At 58.2% G+C, this 21,231-nt stretch carries 24 protein-coding genes, 1 tRNA gene and 4 pseudogenes; 20 read left to right on the forward strand and 9 right to left on the reverse strand.

The window, feature by feature from the left end; translation table 11 throughout:
• Position 1: 1 nt before the first annotated feature.
• Together queC and HU752_RS08340 are read left to right on the forward strand one after the other, a co-directional pair.
• Positions 2-691: a 7-cyano-7-deazaguanine synthase QueC gene (queC, locus tag HU752_RS08335; protein WP_186684870.1), complete on the forward strand. Its 690-nt coding sequence runs from the start codon at positions 2-4 to the stop codon at positions 689-691.
• Positions 692-754: 63 nt separating this feature from the next.
• A tRNA-Lys gene (locus HU752_RS08340) sits at positions 755-830 on the forward strand.
• A 162-nt stretch (positions 831-992) separates the two neighbouring features.
• Here the strand turns inward: HU752_RS08340 and HU752_RS08345 are convergent.
• Positions 993-2,189 carry an IS256 family transposase gene (locus tag HU752_RS08345; protein WP_217838491.1) on the reverse strand — a complete coding sequence of 399 codons (1,197 nt, stop codon included), beginning with the start codon at positions 2,187-2,189 and terminating at the stop codon, positions 993-995.
• Between the two features lie 382 nt (positions 2,190-2,571).
• On the opposite strand from HU752_RS08345, the gene HU752_RS31880 reads away from it, so the two are divergent.
• From HU752_RS31880 to HU752_RS08370, 7 genes and pseudogenes are all read left to right on the forward strand, one after another.
• Positions 2,572-2,700, forward strand: a complete 129-nt coding sequence (locus tag HU752_RS31880; RefSeq protein ID WP_264083987.1) for a hypothetical protein — start codon at positions 2,572-2,574, stop codon at positions 2,698-2,700.
• 58 nt (positions 2,701-2,758) lie between these two features.
• On the forward strand, positions 2,759-3,019 hold the full coding sequence (locus HU752_RS08350) for a transposase (RefSeq protein WP_189656473.1): 261 nt from the start codon (positions 2,759-2,761) through the stop codon (positions 3,017-3,019).
• Positions 3,006-3,173: pseudogene (locus HU752_RS31690) on the forward strand (IS110 family transposase); the annotation flags it as partial. The gene HU752_RS08350 and the pseudogene HU752_RS31690, both read left to right, overlap by 14 nt.
• A gap of 16 nt (positions 3,174-3,189) precedes the next feature.
• Positions 3,190-3,486: pseudogene (locus HU752_RS08355) on the forward strand (integrase core domain-containing protein); the annotation flags it as partial.
• Between the two features lie 887 nt (positions 3,487-4,373).
• Positions 4,374-4,670, forward strand: a complete 297-nt coding sequence (locus HU752_RS08360) for a hypothetical protein (RefSeq protein ID WP_186678046.1) — start codon at positions 4,374-4,376, stop codon at positions 4,668-4,670.
• 65 nt (positions 4,671-4,735) lie between these two features.
• Positions 4,736-4,912, forward strand: coding sequence for a hypothetical protein (locus HU752_RS31975; RefSeq protein ID WP_186678044.1), 177 nt, complete (start codon positions 4,736-4,738; stop codon positions 4,910-4,912).
• A 9-nt stretch (positions 4,913-4,921) separates the two neighbouring features.
• Positions 4,922-5,266 (forward strand): hypothetical protein, encoded by a 345-nt coding sequence (locus tag HU752_RS08370; RefSeq protein ID WP_186678041.1) that lies wholly within the window; start codon positions 4,922-4,924, stop codon positions 5,264-5,266.
• A gap of 668 nt (positions 5,267-5,934) precedes the next feature.
• Here the strand turns inward: HU752_RS08370 and HU752_RS31695 are convergent.
• Positions 5,935-6,063: pseudogene (locus HU752_RS31695) on the reverse strand (IS110 family RNA-guided transposase); the annotation flags it as partial.
• Positions 6,009-6,296, reverse strand: a complete 288-nt coding sequence (locus HU752_RS31885) for a hypothetical protein (protein WP_264083988.1) — start codon at positions 6,294-6,296, stop codon at positions 6,009-6,011. The gene HU752_RS31885 and the pseudogene HU752_RS31695, both read right to left, overlap by 55 nt.
• Before the next feature lie 173 nt (positions 6,297-6,469).
• On the opposite strand from HU752_RS31885, the gene HU752_RS08380 reads away from it, so the two are divergent.
• Positions 6,470-6,796: a hypothetical protein gene (locus HU752_RS08380; protein WP_186678038.1), complete on the forward strand. Its 327-nt coding sequence runs from the start codon at positions 6,470-6,472 to the stop codon at positions 6,794-6,796.
• 148 nt (positions 6,797-6,944) lie between these two features.
• The gene (locus tag HU752_RS08385) at positions 6,945-7,298 is read left to right on the forward strand and encodes a hypothetical protein (protein WP_186678035.1); all 354 of its coding nucleotides are present in this window, start codon (positions 6,945-6,947) and stop codon (positions 7,296-7,298) included.
• A gap of 170 nt (positions 7,299-7,468) precedes the next feature.
• Here HU752_RS08385 and HU752_RS08390 read toward each other — a convergent pair whose 3' ends face one another.
• Both HU752_RS08390 and HU752_RS08395 read right to left on the reverse strand, forming a co-directional pair.
• Positions 7,469-8,167 (reverse strand): RES family NAD+ phosphorylase, encoded by a 699-nt coding sequence (locus HU752_RS08390; protein ID WP_186678032.1) that lies wholly within the window; start codon positions 8,165-8,167, stop codon positions 7,469-7,471.
• The gene (locus HU752_RS08395; protein ID WP_186678029.1) at positions 8,161-8,562 is read right to left on the reverse strand and encodes an antitoxin Xre-like helix-turn-helix domain-containing protein; all 402 of its coding nucleotides are present in this window, start codon (positions 8,560-8,562) and stop codon (positions 8,161-8,163) included. Before HU752_RS08395 ends, HU752_RS08390 begins: the two co-directional genes overlap by 7 nt.
• 458 nt (positions 8,563-9,020) lie before the next feature.
• Between HU752_RS08395 and HU752_RS32080 the strand changes: the two are divergent.
• Positions 9,021-9,458 (forward strand): annotated as a pseudogene (locus HU752_RS32080) (cache domain-containing protein); the annotation flags it as partial.
• 6 nt (positions 9,459-9,464) lie between these two features.
• Positions 9,465-10,535, forward strand: coding sequence for a methyl-accepting chemotaxis protein (locus tag HU752_RS08400; RefSeq protein ID WP_437182360.1), 1,071 nt, complete (start codon positions 9,465-9,467; stop codon positions 10,533-10,535).
• Between the two features lie 202 nt (positions 10,536-10,737).
• Here the strand turns inward: HU752_RS08400 and coaA are convergent, their stop codons facing one another.
• The gene (coaA, locus tag HU752_RS08405; RefSeq protein ID WP_026145077.1) at positions 10,738-11,664 is read right to left on the reverse strand and encodes a type I pantothenate kinase; all 927 of its coding nucleotides are present in this window, start codon (positions 11,662-11,664) and stop codon (positions 10,738-10,740) included.
• A 248-nt stretch (positions 11,665-11,912) separates the two neighbouring features.
• On the opposite strand from coaA, the gene nadA reads away from it, so the two are divergent.
• Positions 11,913-12,971: a quinolinate synthase NadA gene (gene nadA / locus HU752_RS08410; protein WP_017903387.1), complete on the forward strand. Its 1,059-nt coding sequence runs from the start codon at positions 11,913-11,915 to the stop codon at positions 12,969-12,971.
• A 248-nt stretch (positions 12,972-13,219) separates the two neighbouring features.
• On the opposite strand, the gene HU752_RS08415 is transcribed toward nadA, so the two are convergent.
• A complete protein-coding gene (locus HU752_RS08415) occupies positions 13,220-14,653 on the reverse strand; it encodes a M48 family metalloprotease (protein WP_186678026.1) in 1,434 nt (477 codons plus the stop codon).
• 129 nt (positions 14,654-14,782) lie between these two features.
• Between HU752_RS08415 and HU752_RS08420 the strand changes: the two genes are divergently transcribed.
• Both HU752_RS08420 and HU752_RS08425 read left to right on the forward strand, forming a co-directional pair.
• On the forward strand, positions 14,783-15,022 hold the full coding sequence (locus tag HU752_RS08420; protein WP_177088630.1) for a sulfurtransferase TusA family protein: 240 nt from the start codon (positions 14,783-14,785) through the stop codon (positions 15,020-15,022).
• 32 nt (positions 15,023-15,054) lie between these two features.
• Complete coding sequence (locus HU752_RS08425; protein ID WP_186678024.1) at positions 15,055-16,125, forward strand: AI-2E family transporter; 1,071 nt, start codon at positions 15,055-15,057, stop codon at positions 16,123-16,125.
• Between the two features lie 175 nt (positions 16,126-16,300).
• On the opposite strand, the gene HU752_RS08430 is transcribed toward HU752_RS08425, so the two are convergent.
• Both HU752_RS08430 and HU752_RS08435 read right to left on the reverse strand, forming a co-directional pair.
• The gene (locus HU752_RS08430; protein ID WP_186678022.1) at positions 16,301-16,774 is read right to left on the reverse strand and encodes a peroxiredoxin; all 474 of its coding nucleotides are present in this window, start codon (positions 16,772-16,774) and stop codon (positions 16,301-16,303) included.
• 9 nt (positions 16,775-16,783) lie between these two features.
• Positions 16,784-17,344: a glycine cleavage system transcriptional repressor gene (locus HU752_RS08435; RefSeq protein WP_186678020.1), complete on the reverse strand. Its 561-nt coding sequence runs from the start codon at positions 17,342-17,344 to the stop codon at positions 16,784-16,786.
• A 331-nt stretch (positions 17,345-17,675) separates the two neighbouring features.
• Here HU752_RS08435 and dapA point away from each other — a divergent pair, with 331 nt between their 5' ends.
• Genes dapA through purC form a run of 4 tightly spaced genes read left to right on the forward strand, consistent with a single transcriptional unit; the run spans position 17,676 to position 21,191 of the window.
• Positions 17,676-18,554, forward strand: a complete 879-nt coding sequence (gene dapA, locus HU752_RS08440) for a 4-hydroxy-tetrahydrodipicolinate synthase (protein ID WP_186678019.1) — start codon at positions 17,676-17,678, stop codon at positions 18,552-18,554.
• 17 nt (positions 18,555-18,571) lie between these two features.
• Positions 18,572-19,684, forward strand: a complete 1,113-nt coding sequence (gene bamC, locus HU752_RS08445) for an NlpB/DapX family lipoprotein (RefSeq protein ID WP_186678017.1) — start codon at positions 18,572-18,574, stop codon at positions 19,682-19,684.
• Between the two features lie 6 nt (positions 19,685-19,690).
• Entirely contained in the window at positions 19,691-20,491 is an 801-nt protein-coding gene (locus tag HU752_RS08450; RefSeq protein WP_186678015.1) for an MBL fold metallo-hydrolase, read from the forward strand.
• A complete protein-coding gene (gene purC / locus HU752_RS08455) occupies positions 20,478-21,191 on the forward strand; it encodes a phosphoribosylaminoimidazolesuccinocarboxamide synthase (protein ID WP_010450180.1) in 714 nt (237 codons plus the stop codon). The genes HU752_RS08450 and purC overlap by 14 nt, the downstream gene beginning before the upstream one ends.
• Positions 21,192-21,231 lie beyond the last annotated feature (40 nt).

Genomic DNA, 21,231 nt, shown 5'->3' on the forward strand with positions numbered 1-21,231 from the left:
CATGACCACTCAAGCAAGCACTGAAAAGAAAGCGGTAATCCTGCTGTCCGGCGGCCTCGACTCGGCGACCGTGGTGGCCATGGCGCGTGCCCAGGGCTACAGCTGTTACACCATGAGCTTCGACTACGGCCAGCGCCACCGTGCCGAACTGCAGGCCGCCGCACGGGTGGCCCGGGACCTGGGCGCGATCGAGCACAAGGTGATCGGCCTGAACCTGAACGGTATCGGCGGTTCGGCGCTGACCGACAGCTCCATCGATGTACCGGAAACGCCGGGCGAAGGGATTCCTGTCACCTATGTGCCCGCACGCAACACGGTATTCCTCTCCCTGGCACTGGGCTGGGCCGAAGTGCTGGGCGCGCGGGACATCTTCATCGGGGTCAACGCGGTGGACTACTCCGGCTACCCGGATTGCCGTCCCGAGTTCGTCGAGGCATTCGAAACCCTGGCCAACCTGGCGACCAAGGCAGGGGTGGAGGGTGATGGTTTTCGTATCCAGGCACCGCTGCAGAACCTGAGCAAGGCCGATATCGTGCGTGAAGGTGTGCGCCTGGGTGTCGACTATTCGCTGACAGTATCCTGCTACCAAGCGGATGCTGACGGCTTTGCATGTGGGAAATGTGACAGCTGCCGCCTGCGTGCGGAGGGCTTCGCTGCGGCCGGAATCGACGACCCAACGAAATATTTTTGATTTTTTTCGTGTAGGGTGTTGAATTCCCGTTATAAATCAGTATTATACGCGCCACCACACAGCGGGTCGTTAGCTCAGTTGGTAGAGCAGTTGGCTTTTAACCAATTGGTCGTAGGTTCGAATCCTACACGACCCACCATATTCAGCAGTACTTGAAGAATCCGGAAGGCCCACGACAGTGAGGATTTCCGGATTTTTTTTCGTCTGTGGAAAAGCCAGGTGCGCTGCTTTTCGCAGCCCTTCGGATCGTGTCCCAGGACGTGGTGTAACTCATCATCGCTCTGGCCACTGAGTTTGCCGTTTAGTTGATCACGGCCGACAGCTTGGCCTGCGGATTATCGCTGACCGCCTCGAAGGCCTCCAACTGCATATAGCGCCGTTGCAGGCACCACTCGTCGTTCTGCTCCAGCAGCATCGCCCCAACCAACCGTGTAATCGCCGGATCGTTGGGGAAGATGCCCACCACTTCGGTACGCCGCTTGATCTCAGCGTTTAGCCGTTCCAGCGGGTTAGTGCTGTGCAACTGCTGTCGATGTGCCTTCGGGAAGGCCATGTGCGCCAGCACTTCATCTTCGCAACCGTCCATGAGCGTGGCGATCTTGGGGTATTTCTCACGAAGTTGTTCAGCCACCAGCCGCCATTGCTGATGGCATTCGGTTCGACTGTCCTGGGCAAACACCGTGCGCAGCAAGGCCGCTACCATGGTGCGCTGGCCCTTGCCGACATGGGCCATGGCATTGCGCATGAAGTGAACGCGACAGCGTTGCCAGGTCGCGTGGAAAACCTTGGAAACAGCGGCCTTGAGCCCTTCGTGAGCGTCAGAGATCACCAGTTTCACACCCCGCAGCCCGCGTCGCATCAGGCTTCTCAGGAAGTCCGTCCAGAACGGTTCGGCTTCCGACGGGCCAACCCGCATACCCAGCACCTCGCGCCCGCCGTTGGTGTTCACGGCCACAGCGATTATGACGGCGACCGAGACGATGCGCCCGGCCTCCCGCACCTTGACGTAGGTAGCGTCAATCCACAGGTAGGGCCAATCGCCCTCAAGCGGTCGATCAAGGAAGGCGTGGACGCGCTCATCGATCTCGCCAGCGAGCCTGGATACTTGGCTTTTCGAGATGCCGGACATGCCCATGGCCTTGACCAGTTCGTCGACCGAGCGCGTCGAAACGCCCTGGATATAGGCTTCCTGGATCACGGCTGCCATGGCCTTTTCGGCGGTGCGTCGTGGTTCGAGAAAACCGGGAAAATAGCTGCCCTGGCGCAGCTTGGGGATCTTCAGGTCAACGTCGCCAGCGCGAGTTTGCCAGAGGCGATCGCGGTAGCCGTTGCGGCTGTTTGTTCGGTCAGGGCTTTTGACGTCGAAACCGGCGCCGCACAAGCCCTCGACGTCGAACTCCATCATGCGCTGGGCAACAAACTGGATCATTTGCTTGAGCAGATCAGCGTCTGCCCCTTTCTCAACCAACTCGGTCAATGCGATAGTGGGCTTGGTCATCGTGGTTTCCTGGTGAAGGTTAAGTCCGCAAACTCAACGTTAGCCAAGAACCACGATGACCCACCTCTTTCGCCCGCAGGGCGCCTTCGGTTGGTTCAGTTACACCACTTCTAGGGACACGATCGCCCTTCGATGGCCTCTTCATATCTCCTTACGTTCAGTTTCGGCGATTGCCTCAAGCCCGATCGATCTGTGTCGATTCCAAACGTGTCTGTATCGAAACATTGCTGAAGATTTGTTGACGCCACAGATACGTCTCTCTACTATCGCGACATCATATTGATATCACTTCTATTTCGAGCGCTCACGCAGACATTCGCTCACCTTCACGGTGAGTCCTGCGCTGTGAACTCCTAATCGCCTTCGTGCATCGAGACACTACATGGACGTTCGTCAGTTCGCCTTCCTGGCGGGGCAGCCTTCTGCGGCCCTGAAAAACCGTGACCATTTCTTCGGATTGCCGAAACGCGGGATCGCTTTCCTGCTGGCGAACGTCATGTTCTGGCTGTAGTGGTTTACTAACCCGGACACCTTTTTGGGCGAGAATAATCGCCATACAGAGGTGTTCGATGAGCAGACGACGACTTACTTTCACCCCGACCTTCAAGCGTGAGGCTGCCAACCTGGTGCTTGACCAAGTCCACAGTTGCCTTGAGGCCGCCAAATCCCTCGACGTGAATGAGAGCTTATTACGCCGCTGGGTCGCCCAGTTGCAACTGGAGCGTGGAGGCGTTACGCCCACTGCCAAGGCGTTCACACCGGAGCAGCAGACGATCCAGGAGCTTCAGGCCCGCATCTACGCCCATCTGACGCCGGCGGCGTCGTATTGATGCACGAACGCAGGCTTATGTCAGTCGACGTCTCGCAGAGGGACATTCGAAGCTGGAAGCTACCCCCTGCCTAAAGCGCTACATCGCACGGGAGGTCTACAGCATTATCCAGAGGCGAAATAGCATCATCAACCAAAGCGCAGTATCCGCTTGACACTTAGAAGGGCGTCCAGGGTAGCCAATATGGCAGCCGCAGTTTTCGCCAGCGGCTCTGGCGCTATCGAATAACCCAAAGCATGAGCCGACGCAGAAATTGCTACGACAACGCCCCCATGGAGCGGCTGTTTCGTAGCTTGAAAACGGAGTGGGCGCCGACGGTGGGTTACATGACGACAGCGTTGGCCGTGCAGGACATCGGCTGCTATCTCATGTAGCGGTACAACTGGACGAGGCCGCATCAGCGCAACGGTTTCGTACCGCCGGCTGTTGCGGAAGAAAAACTCAATTCTGTGTCCGGGAATTTTTGACCACTACAAAGGTTATTTGACTTCAGATGTAAATGTTTATTCATTGATGTAAGCTTAATATGAAGATATATTTTTTTGGGGAGAGTCTTTTGATGAGTTGGCTCCTCGTTGTGTTTCAAATGTTTGTAATGCGGCAGGAGTTGATTTGCTAGGGTGTCTCTTAATGGATGACGGTGGGATACCGTATCTTGAGACTGTCCCATGGCTTGATCAGGGTCTTTTGGTCGTGAGTTCGGTGCGCTCAGGAGAAATTAGGGATGGGGAGTGGGGGCGAGATTGTTGGGGCGCAAATCTTAATTTGGATCGAGTCAGAATATATTCTCACTATGACGAGAATTATTTTGTAGACATGAATATTGATAATTTTGAGAGCGCTTTGTCGGAGTGGAAAGAATTTATTCTCTCCGGCTGCCCCTCCACTTAGTAATCGAGAAACGGGGACTAGAGAAACGGGGCGGATTTATTTTTTACCCTGCTGAGAAAATAAATTCGTCCCCGTTTCTAGGGTATGGTGGAAGAGCTTTTGTTTACCCCAGAGAATGTAAAAGTACCTAGGGGTTCGAGGCGGACCGCAATGGGTAAAAAGGGCGAGATACTGAAGTTGGTCGACATGCCAAGGTATGCAGCCAGGGTGGTACTTGTGATGAATATAACTTGTTTCCGCAAGATGGAGATTTTAATAACTCTTCTTATAAGGTTTTTATGAAATAAAAATTAGGGTGGCTTAAAAAATCCTGAGTAGGTGGTGGGTAGAATAATCGTAAATATAATCGAGAAGATCCGGGGTCGATTAGGTCTAATTCTTTGGAGTTGAATTATACGTTGAATGGTAAAATTCAGGTCGTATTTTTTTAAAATGAAGCAAAGAGTATCCTAAGGATTATTGAATGATTGATAAAGATTTTGAGTTGGTTAAAGGTATATTTTCTTTAGTCGAGTCCGGGATTGTGAATGGCTATGACTATTTTCGCTATGAAGCAAGGTTTTTTGAGGGCTATGTGGAAACTGAACTCCTTGTGGAGAATGGCGGTGTTGAGTCGGAAAACGCGGAGACTGATTTCAATGGTGCGGTTCTGTATGATTTACTAAAAAAACTGAAGTTAAGTGCCGATGGGCGTGGCGAAGATTGGAAGTCTTTCGTAATGTCTTATCGGCGAGGAGAAAAAAGTTGTGACGAATTTTAAATGCTGATGTATTCGAAAAGGAGAAGCGGGGACGTGAGAAGCAGGGTGGACTTATTTTTACTCTATTGGGAAATAAATCCGTCCCCGTTTCTTCCCGCTTCTTCCCAAATGATCATATTGGGAAGGCAGATATTGTCCCGCTGGATTATAGGAACTTAACCTCTGCTAACCAAAGCATGGTAAATTCATGGATAAAAAATCTTACTTCTGAGCAGCAGAGCAAGATACTTATTTTGAGGTGAGTTATGGGTATGTATATTTCCATAGGTGAGGGTACTGGCTGGTCTGCTTCCGGCGGAGTTTTTGATTGTATTGTTGAAGCGACGAGAAAATTGTTCAAGGATGATGAGCAGTTTTGCCTGAAATCAATCTACGCGCCGCTTGATGAGCAGGGGCAAAGCTTCATTAGCTTGGATTATGTTGATGAGAATTGCTTTAATTTGTTTTATTTGTATTGTGAGAAGGCAATGGAGGATTTTTCTCTTTCGGAAAGAGCGGAGCTTATTACAGAGGCTCGCGTTCCTGGAGTTTTATTTGGGTGGTCTGAAGTTTTAAGGGTTATGCGGGAGGACCCTCGATACCGAGAACCTTTATAAAAATAGGTTTCTCACGGATTTTCGGAAAAGTCATTCTTGATCTTCATGAATAAAAACTCGCTGCCCCGTGTGCATGGACCATGCGCCCCCTGCTGAGGATGCCACGCCAATAGCCCTTCAGTCTCTTCAGGAGAAACGGGGACGCCCATTAGCCGGTCTCGCGTCAAGGTCAAAAGCCACCTCGCCCTGCTGTTTTTAACTGCAGGGTTTGTCCTTTAACTCAACCTGATCGGTTGAACCCATCGAACCCGTTTTCTCAAGTATTGGCTACGACCGAGTCGTGCCTGACACCTATTTGGATCAAACGGTCGCGATACTGCACGCGCCGCCCTGGCAGCTAACTGCTCCAGAGAAACGTTGGTGCCGCCAAGATGTCCAAAACGTGTCGCAGAACTATGGCTCGTGCAAATGTACGTCCAGTCCCAACGGTCTCACTTGGCAGACGACCGGGTTACAACACACTCAGGCGGTGAAAGCCGGCTTCCACTCAGATTTTGTGGTTCACGCCTAGTCCCCCGTTTGGTTGGCCGGCCATCACCTTAACTTGTCTTTTAGACGAAACAGCGTTTGGCATCGAAAGGCTGTTTCTCCTTCAGGATGCGGTAACTCGCCCGCGCCAGCTTGTGAGCCAGTGCCTTGGTGGCGAGCACGGAATTGGTCCTGACCTTTTATTTTTCGAAAAAGCGTTTTGCGCCGTCACTGAATCGCTGGGCAAAATTAGCCGCTTCAATAAAGGCCCAGATCAAGTAGGCGTTGCCGTTCTTGGCATTGCCTTCACCCTTCTTTTTCTTGCCGTTGGAGTAATGCTCACTTTTGACGCATCGAGCATAAGAAGAAAAATTTCCAACGCTGGCAAACGCTCAATACTTCCGGTTTCCAGCATGATGACGGTTTCCAGAACTTCGCCAATCCCCTGCATCGTGTTCAATGACGAAAACTCCGGACGTAAGGAAACCTCATGCAGCAGGCGATCCTCGATGATATCCACTTGAGACCGCACGGCTTGAATAACGGCAACATTGGCTTTCATCGCTAGAGCCACATTCGTTGGCTGGCCACGAGAAACGAGGATGGATTTATTTTTACCCTGCTGAAAAAATAAATCCGTCCCCGTTTCTGGATCGATTTGATGTAAACTATCGGATTGATGGTGGGCGAGAGGTTCGTGAAACCTTTGTTAATGCTCCTGGAGGGGCATAGTTTATGAACGGAGATGAAGTTTATTTGGCAATAGGTGAGATGCTTTTTTCAATTGCACCTAATGAAGCAAAGTTTGTTGTTGTTGATGCTGAAATTTCGAAAGGAAATGATCACTGCAAGTTTTTGTTCGATTACATAGATGCAGAAGGGAAAAAGGACTGGTTTAGCCCTCCTAGCTCAAGGGTTGATAGTGACTTGTTTGATTGTTTGTTGTTGAAGAAAGAATACTCTGAAAAGGGGTTGGTTGGGGATTTTCCAGTCTGGGTGGGGTGTGAGTTAAGCTTTAATGTCGAGCGTTCTAAGCTTTCTATTGATTTTCGCTATGAATAGTTGGTTTGGAGAAGCGGGGGCGGATTTATTTTTTACCCTGCTGAAAAAATAAATCCGTCCCCGTTTCTCGTTTCTGCGTCCCCGTTTCTGGAGGTTACAGGTTGTTTGAGTCCCAATGTAACTGTTTATCCAGTGATGTAGGTTTAGTATGAAGATAGATTTTTTTTGGGGGGAGTATTTTGGGCGGATGGCTCCCCATTGTAGTTCCGATGTCTGTAATGAAGCTGGGATTGATTTGCTAGCATGCCTGTTAATGGATGACGGTGGGATACCGTATTTTGAGACTGTCCCATGGCTTGATCATGGTCTTTCACTGATACAGCAGATACGAAATGGCGGCTCGAAGCAAGGTGACTGGGCGCGAGATTGTTGGGGTGCGATTCTTAGCGTGGAGAGAGTTAGGATATATTCTCTTTATGATGAAAATTATTTTGTTGATATGAGTCTTGACGACTTTGAGCAGGCGTTGTTGGGGTGGAAGGGGTTTATTGTGTCTGGCTGAGTTCCTCCGAAGTATGGGCTTTCTGGTGCTGGTGCAAAAAACTCAGCGCCACTGACGTCCATTTTTCAGTTAGAACAGCGAAAAGGGGACGAGCGAAAACGAAAAGGTGACGAATTTATTTCTTACTGATCATTCGGACACAGATTGAGCGTCAAGAAATAGATCCGGCATCACGTACTGGACACGAGTTTATTCACGCTGGTAATTTTCTTGTTCCAGATCATTTCGTAATGGCTCGATTGGGTGATCGAGGCAACGTGTCGAGGGGTGGTCAGTGCCCAGCAGATATTGCCCGGCGAACGAACGGAGCGATAGCGCAGGCCTGAGGCTTTGGCCCTCTTCACATCACGGCCGAGCGCTCTGGAGGCGCTGTAATCATCTGGTGCGTAAATTGGGTCCGTCATGGGTAGCACAGTAGCGTCCAGTACACCCACCTCATCGAATTGGCAAGTAAGACCACGAAAGACGAAGCGCTCGTAGTTCAGTTCCTGCACTTTGCTCCAGTACGCCTCTTGGTGATGGCGAACCTCGGCGATAGCCGTATCCATGGTGTCAGCCAGGTACAGCATGCCGAACGATCCATCGCTGAAGCGGGATCCATCAGGGTTCACGTGCGTAAATGGCGCGGTGGCGTAGGAACAGCCGGTGATGCCAAAAGGGATTTCGCTGAGCGCAATTAGCGTGATGACGCCTACTTCGTTCTGCAGGCGAGGATTCGTCAAAGCCTGAACTTGGTAAAGGATATCGAACTCGTCAACGTTGGCCACGTCATCGAACAGAGCGATAGGCGGAAACTTGGAGTTCACCAGCCGATACGACTTGATGCTGCTCTCCCCGGGGAGCACGTTCAGATCAGCGGCGCTTACCATTGGCCGCCTCGCAATGCGTCAATTCGACGGAAAGTTTCGTACAGGTTGATGAACGAGCCGGTGGCCATGATTTCCAGTGGGGTTCTGCCTTCAAAAAAATCGTTGTCGTTGGTCATCCGTGGAAAGCCATACACGTTTTCCGGGTTGTCGAAGATCGTTCTAAGCGCACCATGAACGTTCAGGATGAGGCTGATACGGGCGATCTGGTCATCGTCCAGGCTCACGGCGCGACCTTGTTCCTTGACGCGCGAGTAGGTGCTGCGCGATATGCGAAGGGTGTTCTCGATCTCCCTGGGGCTCGCTTTCCAGCGTTCCATGATCGTGACTGCGGTGCGCAACGCAACTGCGCCGGCATCCTTTGTGGAGGGGGAGGGGGCCGTGGTGGCTTGGCTCATGTTTAGCACTCCGATTTCTTGATCTATAGATTGAAATGTACAAATTTTTAGTCTTTAGATCAATGTGGCGCTTGCGCCTACAGAGATGTTTCAGGTTTCCACACTTGGAGCGCTGATCTTGCAGCGACAAGCGAAGGCTAGTGAGTGAAGCCGGTAGGTACCAGCCGAAAGGACTTTCCAGGAGCATTCAGGCGAGGGAAAGGGAATTGTCCGCTGATTGGGCTTTGCGTCCGCAAACAAGCCATCCATTTTTTTGGATCCAAAAATCTCAAGTCCTGCCGGTGGTGGCCGATAGCCATTATCTGACAAACACAACCAGCACCCCTCAAGGAATCCGGTTGGGGTGTTTAACGGAGTAGGACGTGAAGCTCTCCCATCGCTTGATTATCCTGGTACTGACGTCGATCGCCGGCCTCGCCATTGTGGGTGGCCTGGCTCTGAACACCCTGCATGCCACCATGCAGGAGGACAAGCGCAGCGAGATTCACTCCGTCCTGGCCATGGCGGCCAGGCAGGTCGGCTATTACCAGGCGCTGGAAAAAAGCGGCAAGCTCAGTCGGGGCGACGCCCAGGCCAAGGCGGTCGAGGCACTTTCGAACATGCGTTATGGCACCAGCACCTACGTTTGGGCGAGGAATATCGAGGGCCTGGGGCTGGTGCACGCCATCGCCGACAAGGTCGGCAAGATCGACCTGGGCAAGGCGCCGAACGGCAAGACCAGCATCCAGAACTACATCGATAACACCGCCAATAGCCCGTTCTACTACTACGATGACTTCACCAAGAACCCGGATACCGGGGACATGGCGCCGAAGCTCAACGGTATTACCCGTATCGACGGCTGGAACTGGTTCGTCGGTTTCGGCATGTTCACCTCCGATATCGACAAGGCCTACTGGAAGCTGGCATTCAACTTCATTGCCGTCGGCATTATCGTGATTCTCGTCGTGGTGATCGTCGCCTGGCGGATCTCCAGGAGCATCTACAGCAGCCTTGGCGGCGAGCCGGCCTACGCCGCCAGCGTGGTCGGCAGTATCACCAATGGCGACCTGAGCCAGACGATCAGTCATCGCGCCGGTCAGCGCAGCCTGCTCACCCAGGTGGCGCAGATGCAGAGCAATCTGCGGGAAATGATCACCTCCATCCAGCACGGCGCCGAACAGCTGGGCCATGCCGCCGAGGGGCTGTCAGGCCAGATGCGTCAGCTCGACTCGGCGTCCCAGCAGACGTCCGACGCGACCACCGCCACTGCGGCGGCCATCGAGGAGATGTCCGTCACGATCGAGCACATTTCCTATAGCGCCGGGGAAACCGAAAAGAACTCGGCCAGCTCCACCCAGCTGGCGGCCGATGGCGAACAACTGGTCAACGATGCGGCCAAGGCCATTCAGGATGTCTCGCTCAAGGTCGAGGATGCCTCGGTGATGATCGAGGGGCTGGTCAAGCGCACGCATGAAATCGACAGCATCGCCGGCGTGATCCAGAACATCGCCAGCCAGACCAACCTGCTGGCGCTCAACGCGGCCATCGAGGCGGCCCGTGCCGGCGAGCAGGGGCGTGGTTTCGCCGTGGTTGCCGAAGAAGTGCGCAATCTGGCGCAACGCACCTCGTTGGCGACCGAGGAGATCACCAGCATGATCACCTCGATTCAAAATGACACCGGTTCGGTGGTGGTCAGCATGAACGCGGTCACGCCGCAGGTGATGCAAGGGGTGCAACTGGCCGAGAAGGCGGCGGATGCCTTGCGTGACATCAACCGGGAGGCGTCGGCCACCCTGGTTCAGGTTCGCGAGGTTGCCACCTCCACCACCGAGCAGAGCCTGGCCAGTGCCAGCGTGGCGGAAAACATCGAGCGCATTTCCAATATGGTCGAGGCTACGGCGGAGTCGGTGACGCATGCCAACAGCAACGTACAATCGCTGGAGCGCCTGGCGCAGGGGCTGAGGGCTTCGGTGTCGCGGTTTGTCTTGTAGGGCGCAACGGTCTCGCTTTCGCTGGAGCGTTGAGTGCGTTTCGCGGATAAATCCGGCTCCCACAGACCGTGCTGCTCGACACGGAACTGTAGGAGCGTGGCTTGCCCGCGAACCGCCGAAGGCGGTCAGGGATGGAATTAAAGACAGTGAGCTCCCACAGGTTGCGCATCCAGCCTGATAGGTGTGCTTGTGGGAGCGGCTGTCAGCGCAGCCAGATCTCGCTGACCGAATGATCGCGGGACTTGCGCACCACCAGATCAGCCCGCTCGCGGGTCGGCAGGATGTTCTCCAGCAGGTTGACCCGGTTGATGTCGTGCCAGATCTGCCGCGCGGCCTCCGGGGCTTCTTCGGGCGACAGGTCGGCCAGTTTGCGGAAGTATGCACCGCGGGCCCGGAACGCGGTTTTCTGCAGCAGCAGGAAGCGGTCGACGTACCACTGCTCGATATCCTGCTCGTCGGCATCCAGGTAGATCGAGAAGTCGAAGAAGTCGGAGACGATGGTGTTCGGTCGCGCCCCGTCGTTGCCGTCGGTCTGCAGGACGTTCAGTCCCTCGAAGATCAGGATGTCCGGGCAGTTCACCGTCTGGTACTGGTCCGCGACGATGTCATAGCTGATATGCGAGTAGACCGGCGCCCGCACCTCGCCTTCGCCGGCCTTGATGTCCGCGAGGAATTTGACCATCTGCCGGCGATCGTAGCTTTCCGGGAAGCCCTTGCGGTGCATGATGCCGTCGGCCACCAGCTTGCTGTTGGGGTAGAGGAAGCCGTCGGTGGTGACCAGGGCCACGTTGGGGTGGTCCGGCCAGCGCGCCATCAGCGCCTGCAGCACGCGGGCGAAGGTGCTCTTGCCCACCGCGACACTGCCGGCGATGGCCAGGATGTACGGGCCGCGCGGGCTGGCGCGGCCGAGAAAGGTGTCCTTGATCCCGGCCAGGTTGCGGGCCGCGCCGACATGCAGGCTGATCAGCCGCGACAGCGGCAGGTAGACATTGGCAACGTCCTCGAGGGAAATGTCCTCGTTGACTCCGCGCAGGGCCGCCAGGTCGTCTTCCGACAGCGTCAACGGCGTGCTGGCGCGCAGGCCGGCCCACTCCGTGCGGCTCATTACCAGATAGTCATCAGCGGTCATCGGTTGTTGTCCCACGTCTTGTTCGATCGGCTGATTATCCAACGAGTTGCCCCTGTCTGTCCGAAGGTCAGAATAATCTTTTGAATCCATTGGATATTCTGTAGCCTTGCGGCGCTGAAAAGCACTCCATGCCTGATGGATTCACCCTCCCGGTCGCTGTGCGCTTCACCTAATATCCCGTTTCGGAAAGAGGCGGGGGCCGGGGTATACTCGACTTTCGCGCTCACGCGCCTGCAGGTCTTGCGAACATGACGCAGATTTCCGAACGCCTTCTGGTTCAAGCCCATCTCGACGCCAAGCAACCCAAACCGTTGAGTGCCGAGCAGGAGGCGACGCTCCGTGCCGAGATCGCCGCCGAGCTCAAGGCTCAGGACGCGGTGCTGGTGGCCCACTTCTATTGCGACCCGATCATCCAGGCTCTGGCCGAGGAGACCGGTGGTTGCGTCTCCGACTCCCTGGAAATGGCCCGTTTCGGCGCCGCGCATCCGGCCAAGACCGTGCTGGTGGCGGGCGTGCGTTTCATGGGCGAGACGGCGAAGATCCTCACCCCGGAAAAACGCATCCTGATGCCGACCCTGGAGGCAACCTGCTCGCTGGACCTCGGCTGCCCGGTGGACGAGTTTTCCGCCTTCTGCGACCAGCATCCGGAACGCACGGTGGTGGTGTATGCCAACACCTCGGCAGCGGTCAAGGCGCGGGCGGACTGGGTGGTGACCTCCAGCTGTGCGCTGGAAATCGTCGAAAGCCTGATGGACAACGGCGAGAAGATCATCTGGGCGCCGGACAAGCACCTGGGTCGCTACATCCAGAAACAGACCGGTGCCGACATGCTGCTGTGGGACGGTGCCTGCATCGTTCACGAGGAGTTCAAGTCCCGCCAGCTGGAGGACATGAAGGCGCTGTATCCCGATGCGGCGATCCTGGTGCATCCGGAGTCGCCCGAGTCGGTGATCGACCTGGCCGACGCGGTCGGCTCCACCAGCCAGTTGATCAAGGCGGCGCAGACCCTGCCGAACAAGACCTTCATCGTCGCCACCGACCGCGGCATCTTCTACAAGATGCAGCAGCTGTGCCCGGACAAGGTGTTCATCGAGGCGCCGACGGCCGGTAACGGCGCGGCTTGCCGCAGCTGCGCGCACTGCCCGTGGATGGCGATGAACACCCTGGAGCGTACGCTGCAGTGCCTGCGTGAGGGCAGTAACGAGATTTTCGTCGATCCGTCGGTCATTCCGCGGGCGGTGCGACCGTTGAAGCGGATGCTGGACTTCACCCAGGCGGCGCGGATGAAGCTGAGCGGCAACGCCTGAGTCGTAGTGGTTTTGTGAGGTGTGCGGGCTTTGCGTGAGGCTTGGCGGCCTCTTCGCGGCGGTTCGGCGCCCCGACAAGCCAAGCTCCTAGAGTGGGCGGTGTCGTACGCAAAATAACCTGTACCGATCGTTCCCACGCTCCGCGTGGGAACGCCTCCCAGGACGCTCGGCGTCCGCCCTGGTGACGCGGAGCGTCACGGGCTGCATTCCCACGCGGAGCGTGGGCACGATCATTTGAGGGCGATGCCTCAGCCGCCCATCATGTCCTTGACCAGGCGCTCCTGGTCGATCATTTCCTTCTGTCGTGCATCGATTCGTGACGCCAGCTGGAAATTCGGAGCCCGGCGCTTGGCGAAGTCCAGCTGTTGGATCGCCTGCTTGTAGTCACCGACCAGTGCAAAGTATTCGGCCCGTGCCTGGTGCAGGCCGATGATGTTGCCGGACTGGCCACGGGTTTCGGCGATCTGGTACCAGATGTCCGGGTCGTCCGAACGGGTCTTGAGCAGATCGACCAGGACCTTTTCCGCTTCGGCCGGCTTGTTCTGCTTGCCCAGCAGGTCGACCTGCAGCTGCCTCAGCGGGTAGTTGCCCGGGTACTGCGCCAGCATGCGGTCGGTCCGTTGCACTGCATCCGGAAGGCGTCCGCTGCTGATGTCGAGCTCTATCTGGGCCAGGTTGTAGATGATCTCGTTGGGCGACTTGGCCAGCAGCAACTTGAGGTTCTCCCTCGCCTCGTTCAACTGGCTGCCCTTGATCTGGGCAATGGCCAGGCCGTAGCGGGCGATGTCGGACTTGGGGTTCTCGTCCAGCTGGGCCCGGAAACGCTTGGCCGCCAGGCCCGGGGAGTCCTCGTAGGAGAGCATCACGCGGGCACGGATCAATTGATAGCGCAGGCTGTCCTCGATGCCGCCGGGCTTGGCCTGTTCGGCGCGGTTGCGGGTGTCGGCGATCCGCGACTCGGTGACCGGGTGGGTCAGCAGGAATTCCGGGGGCTTGGCATCGAAGCGGTAGATGCGCATCAGACGTTCGAACATGGTCGGCATGTTGCGTGGGTCGTAGCCGGCCTTCTCCAGGTTGAGAATGCCGATCCGGTCGGCCTCCTGCTCGTTCTGCCGGGAGAAGCGCTGCTTCTCCTGGAAGGCGGCGGCCTGGGTTCCGGCAATCGTCGCGATGCCGGCATCACCACCACCGGCTGCGGCGACGATGATTCCGGTCAGCAGCGCCGCCATCATCGGCAACTGCATGCGCTGCTGGGCTTCCACGCCGCGGGCGAAGTGGCGTTGCGACAAGTGCGCCAGTTCGTGGGCCAGTACCGAGGCGTACTCGCCTTCGGTCTGGGCATTTAGGAACAGGCCGCCGTTGATCCCGATGATCCCGCCCGGCGCGGCGAAGGCGTTGAGCTGGTTGCTGTCGATCAGGATGAACTCCAGGCGCCGGTCCTGTACCTGGCTGGTCTCGACCAGCTTGTAGACCGTGGTTTCCACGTAGTCCTTGAGCTGCGGATCGTTCAGTTGCTTGACCTGGCTGCGCAGCAGGCTCAGCCAGGCGCGCCCCAGCTGGTACTCCTGCTGGGGCGAGACGATGGCGGAGCTGGCGTCTCCAAGCGAGGGCAGGTCATCGGCGTAGCCGGGGGAGGCGAGCAGGCAGGCGAGCGTCAGCAGGGTAGGGCGCAGAAATGTCATGCACGGGGCTCTGGTTCGGCAAAACCCTTACTGTAGCCGCACACCACGTCGACGACCAGAGGTGGCACCGCTTGGGGTATCCTAGACGGCTGCAACCATCCAATCCGATGCGCCGCCAGGAGTGAAGCAATGACCGACGCTGTAGAGTACGACGCCGAGCTGGATGCCAGCGGCCTGAACTGCCCGCTGCCGCTGCTCAAGGCCAAGCTTGAGCTCAATCGCCTGGCCAGTGGCGCGGTACTCAAGGTCATCGCCACCGATGCCGGCTCGCAACGCGATTTTCGTACCTTCGCCAAGCTGGCCGGGCATGCGCTGTTGCGCGAAGAGGAAGAGGCCGGGGTCTACCGCTACTGGCTGCGCAAGGCCTGAATTTCCAGCACTGAAATCGTTAGGGATTATTGATGTTCAAAGTGTTACGAGACTGGATCCAACGCTATTTCTCCGATGAGGAAGCGGTGGTATTGGCAGTCCTGCTGTGCCTGGCTTTCACTGCCGTGCTGACCCTCGGCAAGATGCTTGCCCCGGTATTGGCCGGGATGGTCCTGGCCTACCTGATGCAGGGCCTGGTGTTTGGCCTGGAGCGCCTGCGCCTGCCCGGCGCGGCGGCGGTCGGCCTGGTGTTCGCGCTGTTCATGGGCGGCCTGCTGCTGTTCATGCTGGTGGTGGTGCCGCTGCTCTGGCACCAGTTGATCACGCTGTTCAACGAGCTGCCGGGGATGTTGGCCAAGTGGCAATCGCTGCTGCTGTTGCTGCCGGAGCGTTACCCACACCTGGTGTCCGACGAGCAGGTGCTGCAGGCGATCGAGGTGGCGCGGGGCGAAATCGGCAAGTTCGGCCAGTGGGCGCTGACCTTCTCGTTGTCGAGCCTGCCGTTGCTGGTCAACATGATGATCTACCTGGTGCTGGTGCCGATCCTGGTGTTTTTCTTCCTCAAGGACCGGGCGAAGATCCGCGACTGGGTACGTGGCTACCTGCCGCGCGAGCGTGCGCTGATCACCCGGGTGGCGGAGGAAATGAACCGGCAGATCGCCAACTACATCCGTGGCAAGGTGATCGAGATCATCATCTGCGGCGGGGTCACCTACATCGCCTTCGTTGCGCTGGGCCTCAACTACGCGGCCCTGCTTGCGCTGCTGGTGGGACTGTCGGTGGTGGTGCCGTATGTCGGCGCGGTGGTGGTGACCGTGCCGGTGACGCTGATCGCCTTGTTCCAGTGGGGCTGGAGCGACCAGTTCATCTACCTGATGGCGGTCTACGGGATCATCCAGACGCTCGACGGCAACGTGCTGGTGCCGCTGCTGTTTTCCGGCGCGGTGAACCTGCACCCGGTGGCGATCATCTGCGCGGTGCTGTTGTTTGGTGGGCTGTGGGGTTTCTGGGGCGTGTTTTTCGCCATTCCGCTGGCGACGCTGTTCAAGGCCGTACTGGATGCCTGGCCGCGCAAGGAACCGGTGGTGGCGCCGTTGCTGTAGGGGGATTGGCTTTTTTGTGGGAGCGGGCTTGCCCGCGAAGCGTTTGGCGGTCTTGCGGGCCTCTTCGCGGGCAAGCCCTGCTCCTACAGTTCGGTGTCGATCACAACATTCAACCTGTAGGAGCAGGCGGTGCGGCGATCCGACTTGCCCGCGAAGCTTCTAGCGGCCCAACCGGTCAGGCCTTGTCCAGCGCCTGTGCCGCTGCCAGCACCGCATCGACGTGGCCGGGTACCTTCACGCCACGCCATTCCTGGCGCAGCACGCCTTTCGCATCGATCAGGAAGGTACTGCGGTCGACACCCAGGTATTCCTTGCCATAGAGCTTCTTCAGCTTGATCACGTCGAACAGCTGGCAGACCGCTTCATCCTTGTCGCTGATCAGCTCGAAGGGAAACTCCTGCTTGCACTTGAAGTTCTCGTGGGACTTCAGGCTGTCGCGCGAGACACCGAAAACCTCGGTGTTGGCCGCCTGGAACGCCGCGTACTGGTCGCGAAAGCCCTGGCCCTCGGTGGTGCAGCCGGGAGTGCTGTCCTTGGGGTAGAAATAGATCACCACCTGCTTGCCCTTCAAGTCGGACAGGCTGACGGTCTTGCCGCTGGTGGCAGGGGCCTGGAAATCGGTTACGGCTTCATTGAGGACGACGGCCATGCGGGCTCCTTACATGGGGTTCTGTGGGCGCCAGGGTTCGATCAGCGCATCGAGGTTCATCGCGTCGGCGAAGTCCAGGAACTGGTCGCGCAACCAGCTGATCTGCACGCCGGGCGGCAGGGTCACGGTGAAGGTGGCGTTGAGCATGGTCCCACCGGTGTGCGGGGCCAGGTAGGTGTCGCAGGTCAGGTTCTCCAGCTCGACATTGTGGTCGATGAAGAACTGGCACAGTTCGTTGATGATGTCCGAACGGTAGGCCGAGCTGACATAGGCGACGTAGGGCAGGGCCTGGGGACGGTTCTCCAGGGCGCCGCTGCGCACCACGTTGAGGGTCAGGTTGTGCTTCTTCGCCAGGTTCGGCAGGGCGGCCTCGAGGCGCGCCAGGGCGTCCCAGTTGCCGGAAATCTGCAGGACCAGCGCGCTGTACTCGCCATGGCGGGTCAGGCGCGAGGTCACCACGGCGCAGCGGTTTTCATGGCTGGCGCGGCACAGGACGTTGGTCAGCTCCATGGGATTGGCGCCGAGGGCACTGATGACAAGGAATTGTTCGCGGACAGTGGGGGTGGACATGCAGCATTCCTAAAGCGATGAGCGGTCGGTACGTCGGGGTGTCATGGTTCGGGTCCTGCTCGGCACGATTCTCGACCGTCGGGAAACGCATCGAACCCCCTGCATCGGCCCCTCAGGCACGGGCGAGAGCGGGCGACGGCAAGGCAGGAGCGGGTTTCGGGCAGCGAAAAGGGAGTCTGGAGCCCGGCACATGACTGACTCAGTACCGATCAAAGTCTGAAGGGTAGCGAAAACCGGCGCCAAGGGGAATGCTCATGGCGAGTACTTCGCTTGTACAAGGCTGATGGCGCCAGTACCATTACCGCTCTCTTTTTCCGGCAGGAGCGGTTGCATGATTGCGGGCAGTATGGTGGCACTGGTCACACCCATGGATGCACAGGGTAATCTTGACTGGGACAGCCTGACCAAGCTGGTGGACTTCCACCTGCAAAACGGCACCAATGCCATTGTCGCGGTCGGCACCACGGGTGAGTCGGCGACCCTCGACGTGCACGAGCACATCGAAGTCATTCGTCGCGTGGTCGACCAGGTGGCCGGGCGCATTCCGGTGATCGCCGGCACGGGCGCCAACTCCACGCGTGAAGCGATCGAGCTGACCACCAACGCGAAGAGTGCCGGCGCCGATGCGTGCCTGCTGGTGACCCCGTACTACAACAAGCCGACCCAGGAAGGCCTGTACCAGCATTTCCGCACGATCGCCGAGGCGGTCGACATCCCGCAGATCCTCTACAACGTACCGGGCCGTACCGCTTGCGACATGCAGGCCGAGACCGTGATCCGCCTGTCGAGCGTGCCGAACATCATCGGCATCAAGGAAGCCACTGGCGACCTGGACCGCGCCAAGGCCATCCTGGCCGGCGTGAGCAGCGATTTCCTGGTCTACTCCGGTGACGACGCCACTGCGGTCGAGCTGATGCTGCTCGGCGGCAAGGGCAACATCTCGGTGACCGCCAACGTCGCCCCGCGCGACATGAGCGAGCTGTGCGCCGCCGCGCTGCGTGGCGATGCCGAGACCGCCCGCGCGCTCCACCAGAAACTGATGCCGCTGAACAAGACCCTGTTCATCGAATCCAACCCGATCCCCGTGAAATGGGCGCTGCATGAGATGGGCCTGATGCCGGACGGTATCCGTCTGCCGCTCACCTGGCTCAGCGCCGCCTGTCACGAACCGCTGCGGCAGGCCATGCGCCAGTCCGGCGTCCTGGTTTAATTGAGGAAACACACCGCATGAAGCGATTGGCCGGACTTTCCGCACTTGCCTTGATTATCTCCAGCACCAGTGGCTGCGGCTGGCTTTGGGGCCCGGAAGGTTATTTCCGCGACCGTGGCAGCGATTACCTGGAAGCGCAACAGACGCCAGCCATGCAGCTGCCGCCGGATGTCTCCACGAGCAAGCGCCTTGATCCGCTGTTGCCGATCCCGCGCAACGTGGCCAGCGAAACCGTCAAGGGCCCTTACGAGGTTCCGCGTCCGCAACCGCTGCAGGTCGCGGCCAGCGCCAGCGACTACAGCCTGCAGAAGAACGGCGACTCGAGCTGGATCCTGGGCCAGCATCCGCCGGCCGAGGTCTGGTCGGTGGCTACCCAGTTCTTCCAGGACAACGGCTTCCGTATCGACTCGCAACGTCCGCAGACCGGTGAGTTCACCACCGCCTGGCAGCACTCCGACGAACTGTCGGCGAGCCTGGCCAAGCGCCTGGGCAGCAGCGGCGCAGCCGGCAACGAGACCCGCGTGCGGGTCCGTATCGAGCCAGGCGTGCAGCGCAACACCAGCGAAATCTACGTGGTCAGCGCCGAGCGCCCGGTGGGCAGCACGGCCAACGTCGACTTCACCGCGCGTTCGGTCAATACCGGGGTGGATTCGGCCCTGGTCGACGAAATGCTCTCGAGCATGAGCCGCAGCGCCGAGAAGGGCGGTTCGGTCTCCCTGCTGGCCGCCCGCGACTTCGATACCCCGAGCCGCGTCAGCCTGAGCCAGGACGGCAGTGGCAACCCGGTACTGAGCGTCGGCGAAGACCTCGACCGTGCCTGGTCCAGCGTCGGCCGTGCCCTGGAGCAGGGCCAGTGGCGTGTCGAAGACATCAACCGCAGCCTGGGCCTGTACTACATCAACCTGGCGGAAAAGGCCGAGCGCAAGAACGAAGAGCCTGGCTTCTTCGGCAAACTGTTTGGCAGCAAGCCGGCCAAGGAAGAAATCGAAGCCCGTGCCGAGCGTTACCAGGTTCGCCTGAGCAAGGTGGGCGACAGCGTGCAGGTGACCGTCGAGAAGGACATCAACACCGTGGCGCCGGCTGATGTCGCGCGTCGTGTACTGAGCGTGATTCAGGACAACCTGGGCTGATAGACGATGCGTTTTGCCGTTCTCGGCAGTGGTAGCCAAGGGAACGGCACGCTGATAGCCAGTGGTGATACCTGTGTTCTGGTCGATTGTGGTTTCTCCCTGCGGGAAACCGAGCGGCGCCTGGCACGCCTGGGTGTGAACCCGGCGCAACTGAGCGCGATCCTGGTGACCCACGAGCATGCCGATCATGTGCATGGCGTGGGTTTGCTGTCCCGGCGCTACAATCTACCGGTGTACCTCAGTCGCGGCACCTTGCGCGGGATGCGCAAGCCTGTCGACCCGGCGGGGTTCGTGGCCGGGGGCGATACGTTGCAGATCGGCTCGTTGGCGATCGGCGTCGTTTCCGTGGCCCACGATGCCCAGGAACCGACGCAGTACGTGTTCAGCGACGGCCAGCGGCGTTTCGGCCTGCTGACCGACCTGGGTTCGTATTGCTCGACCGTCATGGACAGCTACAGCGGTCTCGATGCGCTGATGATCGAGGCCAATCATTGCCGCGACCTGCTTGCACGGGGGCATTACCCGTATTTTCTCAAGCAGCGGGTTGGCGGTACGGAAGGACATTTGAACAACCACCAGGCCGCAAGCCTGGTGGCCGAGCTGGGCTGGCAGGGCTTGCAACACCTGGTGCTGGCCCACCTGAGCAGCAAGAACAACCTGCCGCAGCTGGCCCGGCAATGTTTTGTCGACACCCTCGGGTGCGACCCGGACTGGCTGCAACTGGCCGATCAAGATTCAGGGCTCGACTGGCGACACATCGCCGGGCCCAACAACTTAACAAGCGGAGCCCATCATGGAAAAACGTGAAGAACTCTACCGCGGCAAAGCCAAGTCGGTTTACAAGACCGACGACGCCGACCGCTTGATCCTGCTGTTTCGCAACGACACCTCGGCGTTCGACGGCAAGCGTATCGAACAACTCGATCGCAAGGGGATGGTGAACAACAAGTTCAACGCCTTCATCATGCAGAAACTCGAAGCGGCCGGCGTTCCGACCCAGTTCGACAAACTGCTGGGCGACAACGAGTCGCTGGTGAAGAAGCTCGACATGATTCCGGTGGAGTGCGTGGTGCGCAACTACGCGGCCGGCAGCCTGGTCAAGCGCCTGGGTGTGGAAGAGGGCATGAAGCTCAACCCCTACACCTTCGAACTGTTCCTGAAGGACGACGCCAAGGGCGATCCGTTCATCAACGAATCCCACGTCGTGGCGTTCGGCTGGGGCACCGCCGAGCAACTGGCGCGCATGAAGGAGCTGTCGCTCAAGGTCAACGAGATCCTGAGCAAGCTGTTCGATGACGCCGGCCTGCTGCTAGTCGACTTCAAGCTGGAATTCGGCGTGTTCAGCGACGGTTCCATCGTCCTGGGCGACGAGTTCAGCCCGGACGGCTGCCGCCTGTGGGACAAGGACACCAAGAAGAAGATGGACAAGGACCGCTTCCGCCAGGGCCTCGGTGACGTCATCGAAGCCTACGAAGAAGTCGCCCATCGCCTGGGTGTACCGCTGTAATCGACGCAAGCATCTGATAGCACGGAATTTTTTTGCTTCA

It is taken from the genome of Pseudomonas vanderleydeniana, from assembly GCF_014268755.2.
GTDB lineage: Bacteria > Pseudomonadota > Gammaproteobacteria > Pseudomonadales > Pseudomonadaceae > Aquipseudomonas > Aquipseudomonas vanderleydeniana.

Excerpts from the sequence above, each read along its gene's own strand:
- coaA (WP_026145077.1), bottom strand. The coding sequence starts at position 11,664 with ATGACCGCTGATGACTATCTGGTAATGAGCCGCACGGAGTGGGCCGGC.
- HU752_RS08415 (WP_186678026.1), bottom strand. The coding sequence starts at position 14,653 with ATGACATTTCTGCGCCCTACCCTGCTGACGCTCGCCTGCCTGCTCGCC.
- bamC (WP_186678017.1), top strand. The coding sequence starts at position 18,572 with ATGAAGCGATTGGCCGGACTTTCCGCACTTGCCTTGATTATCTCCAGC.
- dapA (WP_186678019.1), top strand. The coding sequence starts at position 17,676 with ATGATTGCGGGCAGTATGGTGGCACTGGTCACACCCATGGATGCACAG.
- HU752_RS08425 (WP_186678024.1), top strand. The coding sequence starts at position 15,055 with ATGTTCAAAGTGTTACGAGACTGGATCCAACGCTATTTCTCCGATGAG.
- HU752_RS08385 (WP_186678035.1), top strand. The coding sequence starts at position 6,945 with ATGAAGATAGATTTTTTTTGGGGGGAGTATTTTGGGCGGATGGCTCCC.
- HU752_RS08380 (WP_186678038.1), top strand. The coding sequence starts at position 6,470 with ATGAACGGAGATGAAGTTTATTTGGCAATAGGTGAGATGCTTTTTTCA.
- HU752_RS08435 (WP_186678020.1), bottom strand. The coding sequence starts at position 17,344 with ATGTCCACCCCCACTGTCCGCGAACAATTCCTTGTCATCAGTGCCCTC.
- HU752_RS08350 (WP_189656473.1), top strand. The coding sequence starts at position 2,759 with ATGAGCAGACGACGACTTACTTTCACCCCGACCTTCAAGCGTGAGGCT.
- queC (WP_186684870.1), top strand. The coding sequence starts at position 2 with ATGACCACTCAAGCAAGCACTGAAAAGAAAGCGGTAATCCTGCTGTCC.
- HU752_RS08430 (WP_186678022.1), bottom strand. The coding sequence starts at position 16,774 with ATGGCCGTCGTCCTCAATGAAGCCGTAACCGATTTCCAGGCCCCTGCC.
- HU752_RS08360 (WP_186678046.1), top strand. The coding sequence starts at position 4,374 with ATGATTGATAAAGATTTTGAGTTGGTTAAAGGTATATTTTCTTTAGTC.
- HU752_RS08395 (WP_186678029.1), bottom strand. The coding sequence starts at position 8,562 with ATGAGCCAAGCCACCACGGCCCCCTCCCCCTCCACAAAGGATGCCGGC.
- HU752_RS08390 (WP_186678032.1), bottom strand. The coding sequence starts at position 8,167 with ATGGTAAGCGCCGCTGATCTGAACGTGCTCCCCGGGGAGAGCAGCATC.
- HU752_RS31880 (WP_264083987.1), top strand. The coding sequence starts at position 2,572 with ATGGACGTTCGTCAGTTCGCCTTCCTGGCGGGGCAGCCTTCTGCGGCC.
- HU752_RS08420 (WP_177088630.1), top strand. The coding sequence starts at position 14,783 with ATGACCGACGCTGTAGAGTACGACGCCGAGCTGGATGCCAGCGGCCTG.
- HU752_RS08370 (WP_186678041.1), top strand. The coding sequence starts at position 4,922 with ATGTATATTTCCATAGGTGAGGGTACTGGCTGGTCTGCTTCCGGCGGA.
- HU752_RS08450 (WP_186678015.1), top strand. The coding sequence starts at position 19,691 with ATGCGTTTTGCCGTTCTCGGCAGTGGTAGCCAAGGGAACGGCACGCTG.
- HU752_RS08345 (WP_217838491.1), bottom strand. The coding sequence starts at position 2,189 with ATGACCAAGCCCACTATCGCATTGACCGAGTTGGTTGAGAAAGGGGCA.
- purC (WP_010450180.1), top strand. The coding sequence starts at position 20,478 with ATGGAAAAACGTGAAGAACTCTACCGCGGCAAAGCCAAGTCGGTTTAC.
- nadA (WP_017903387.1), top strand. The coding sequence starts at position 11,913 with ATGACGCAGATTTCCGAACGCCTTCTGGTTCAAGCCCATCTCGACGCC.
- HU752_RS31885 (WP_264083988.1), bottom strand. The coding sequence starts at position 6,296 with ATGAAAGCCAATGTTGCCGTTATTCAAGCCGTGCGGTCTCAAGTGGAT.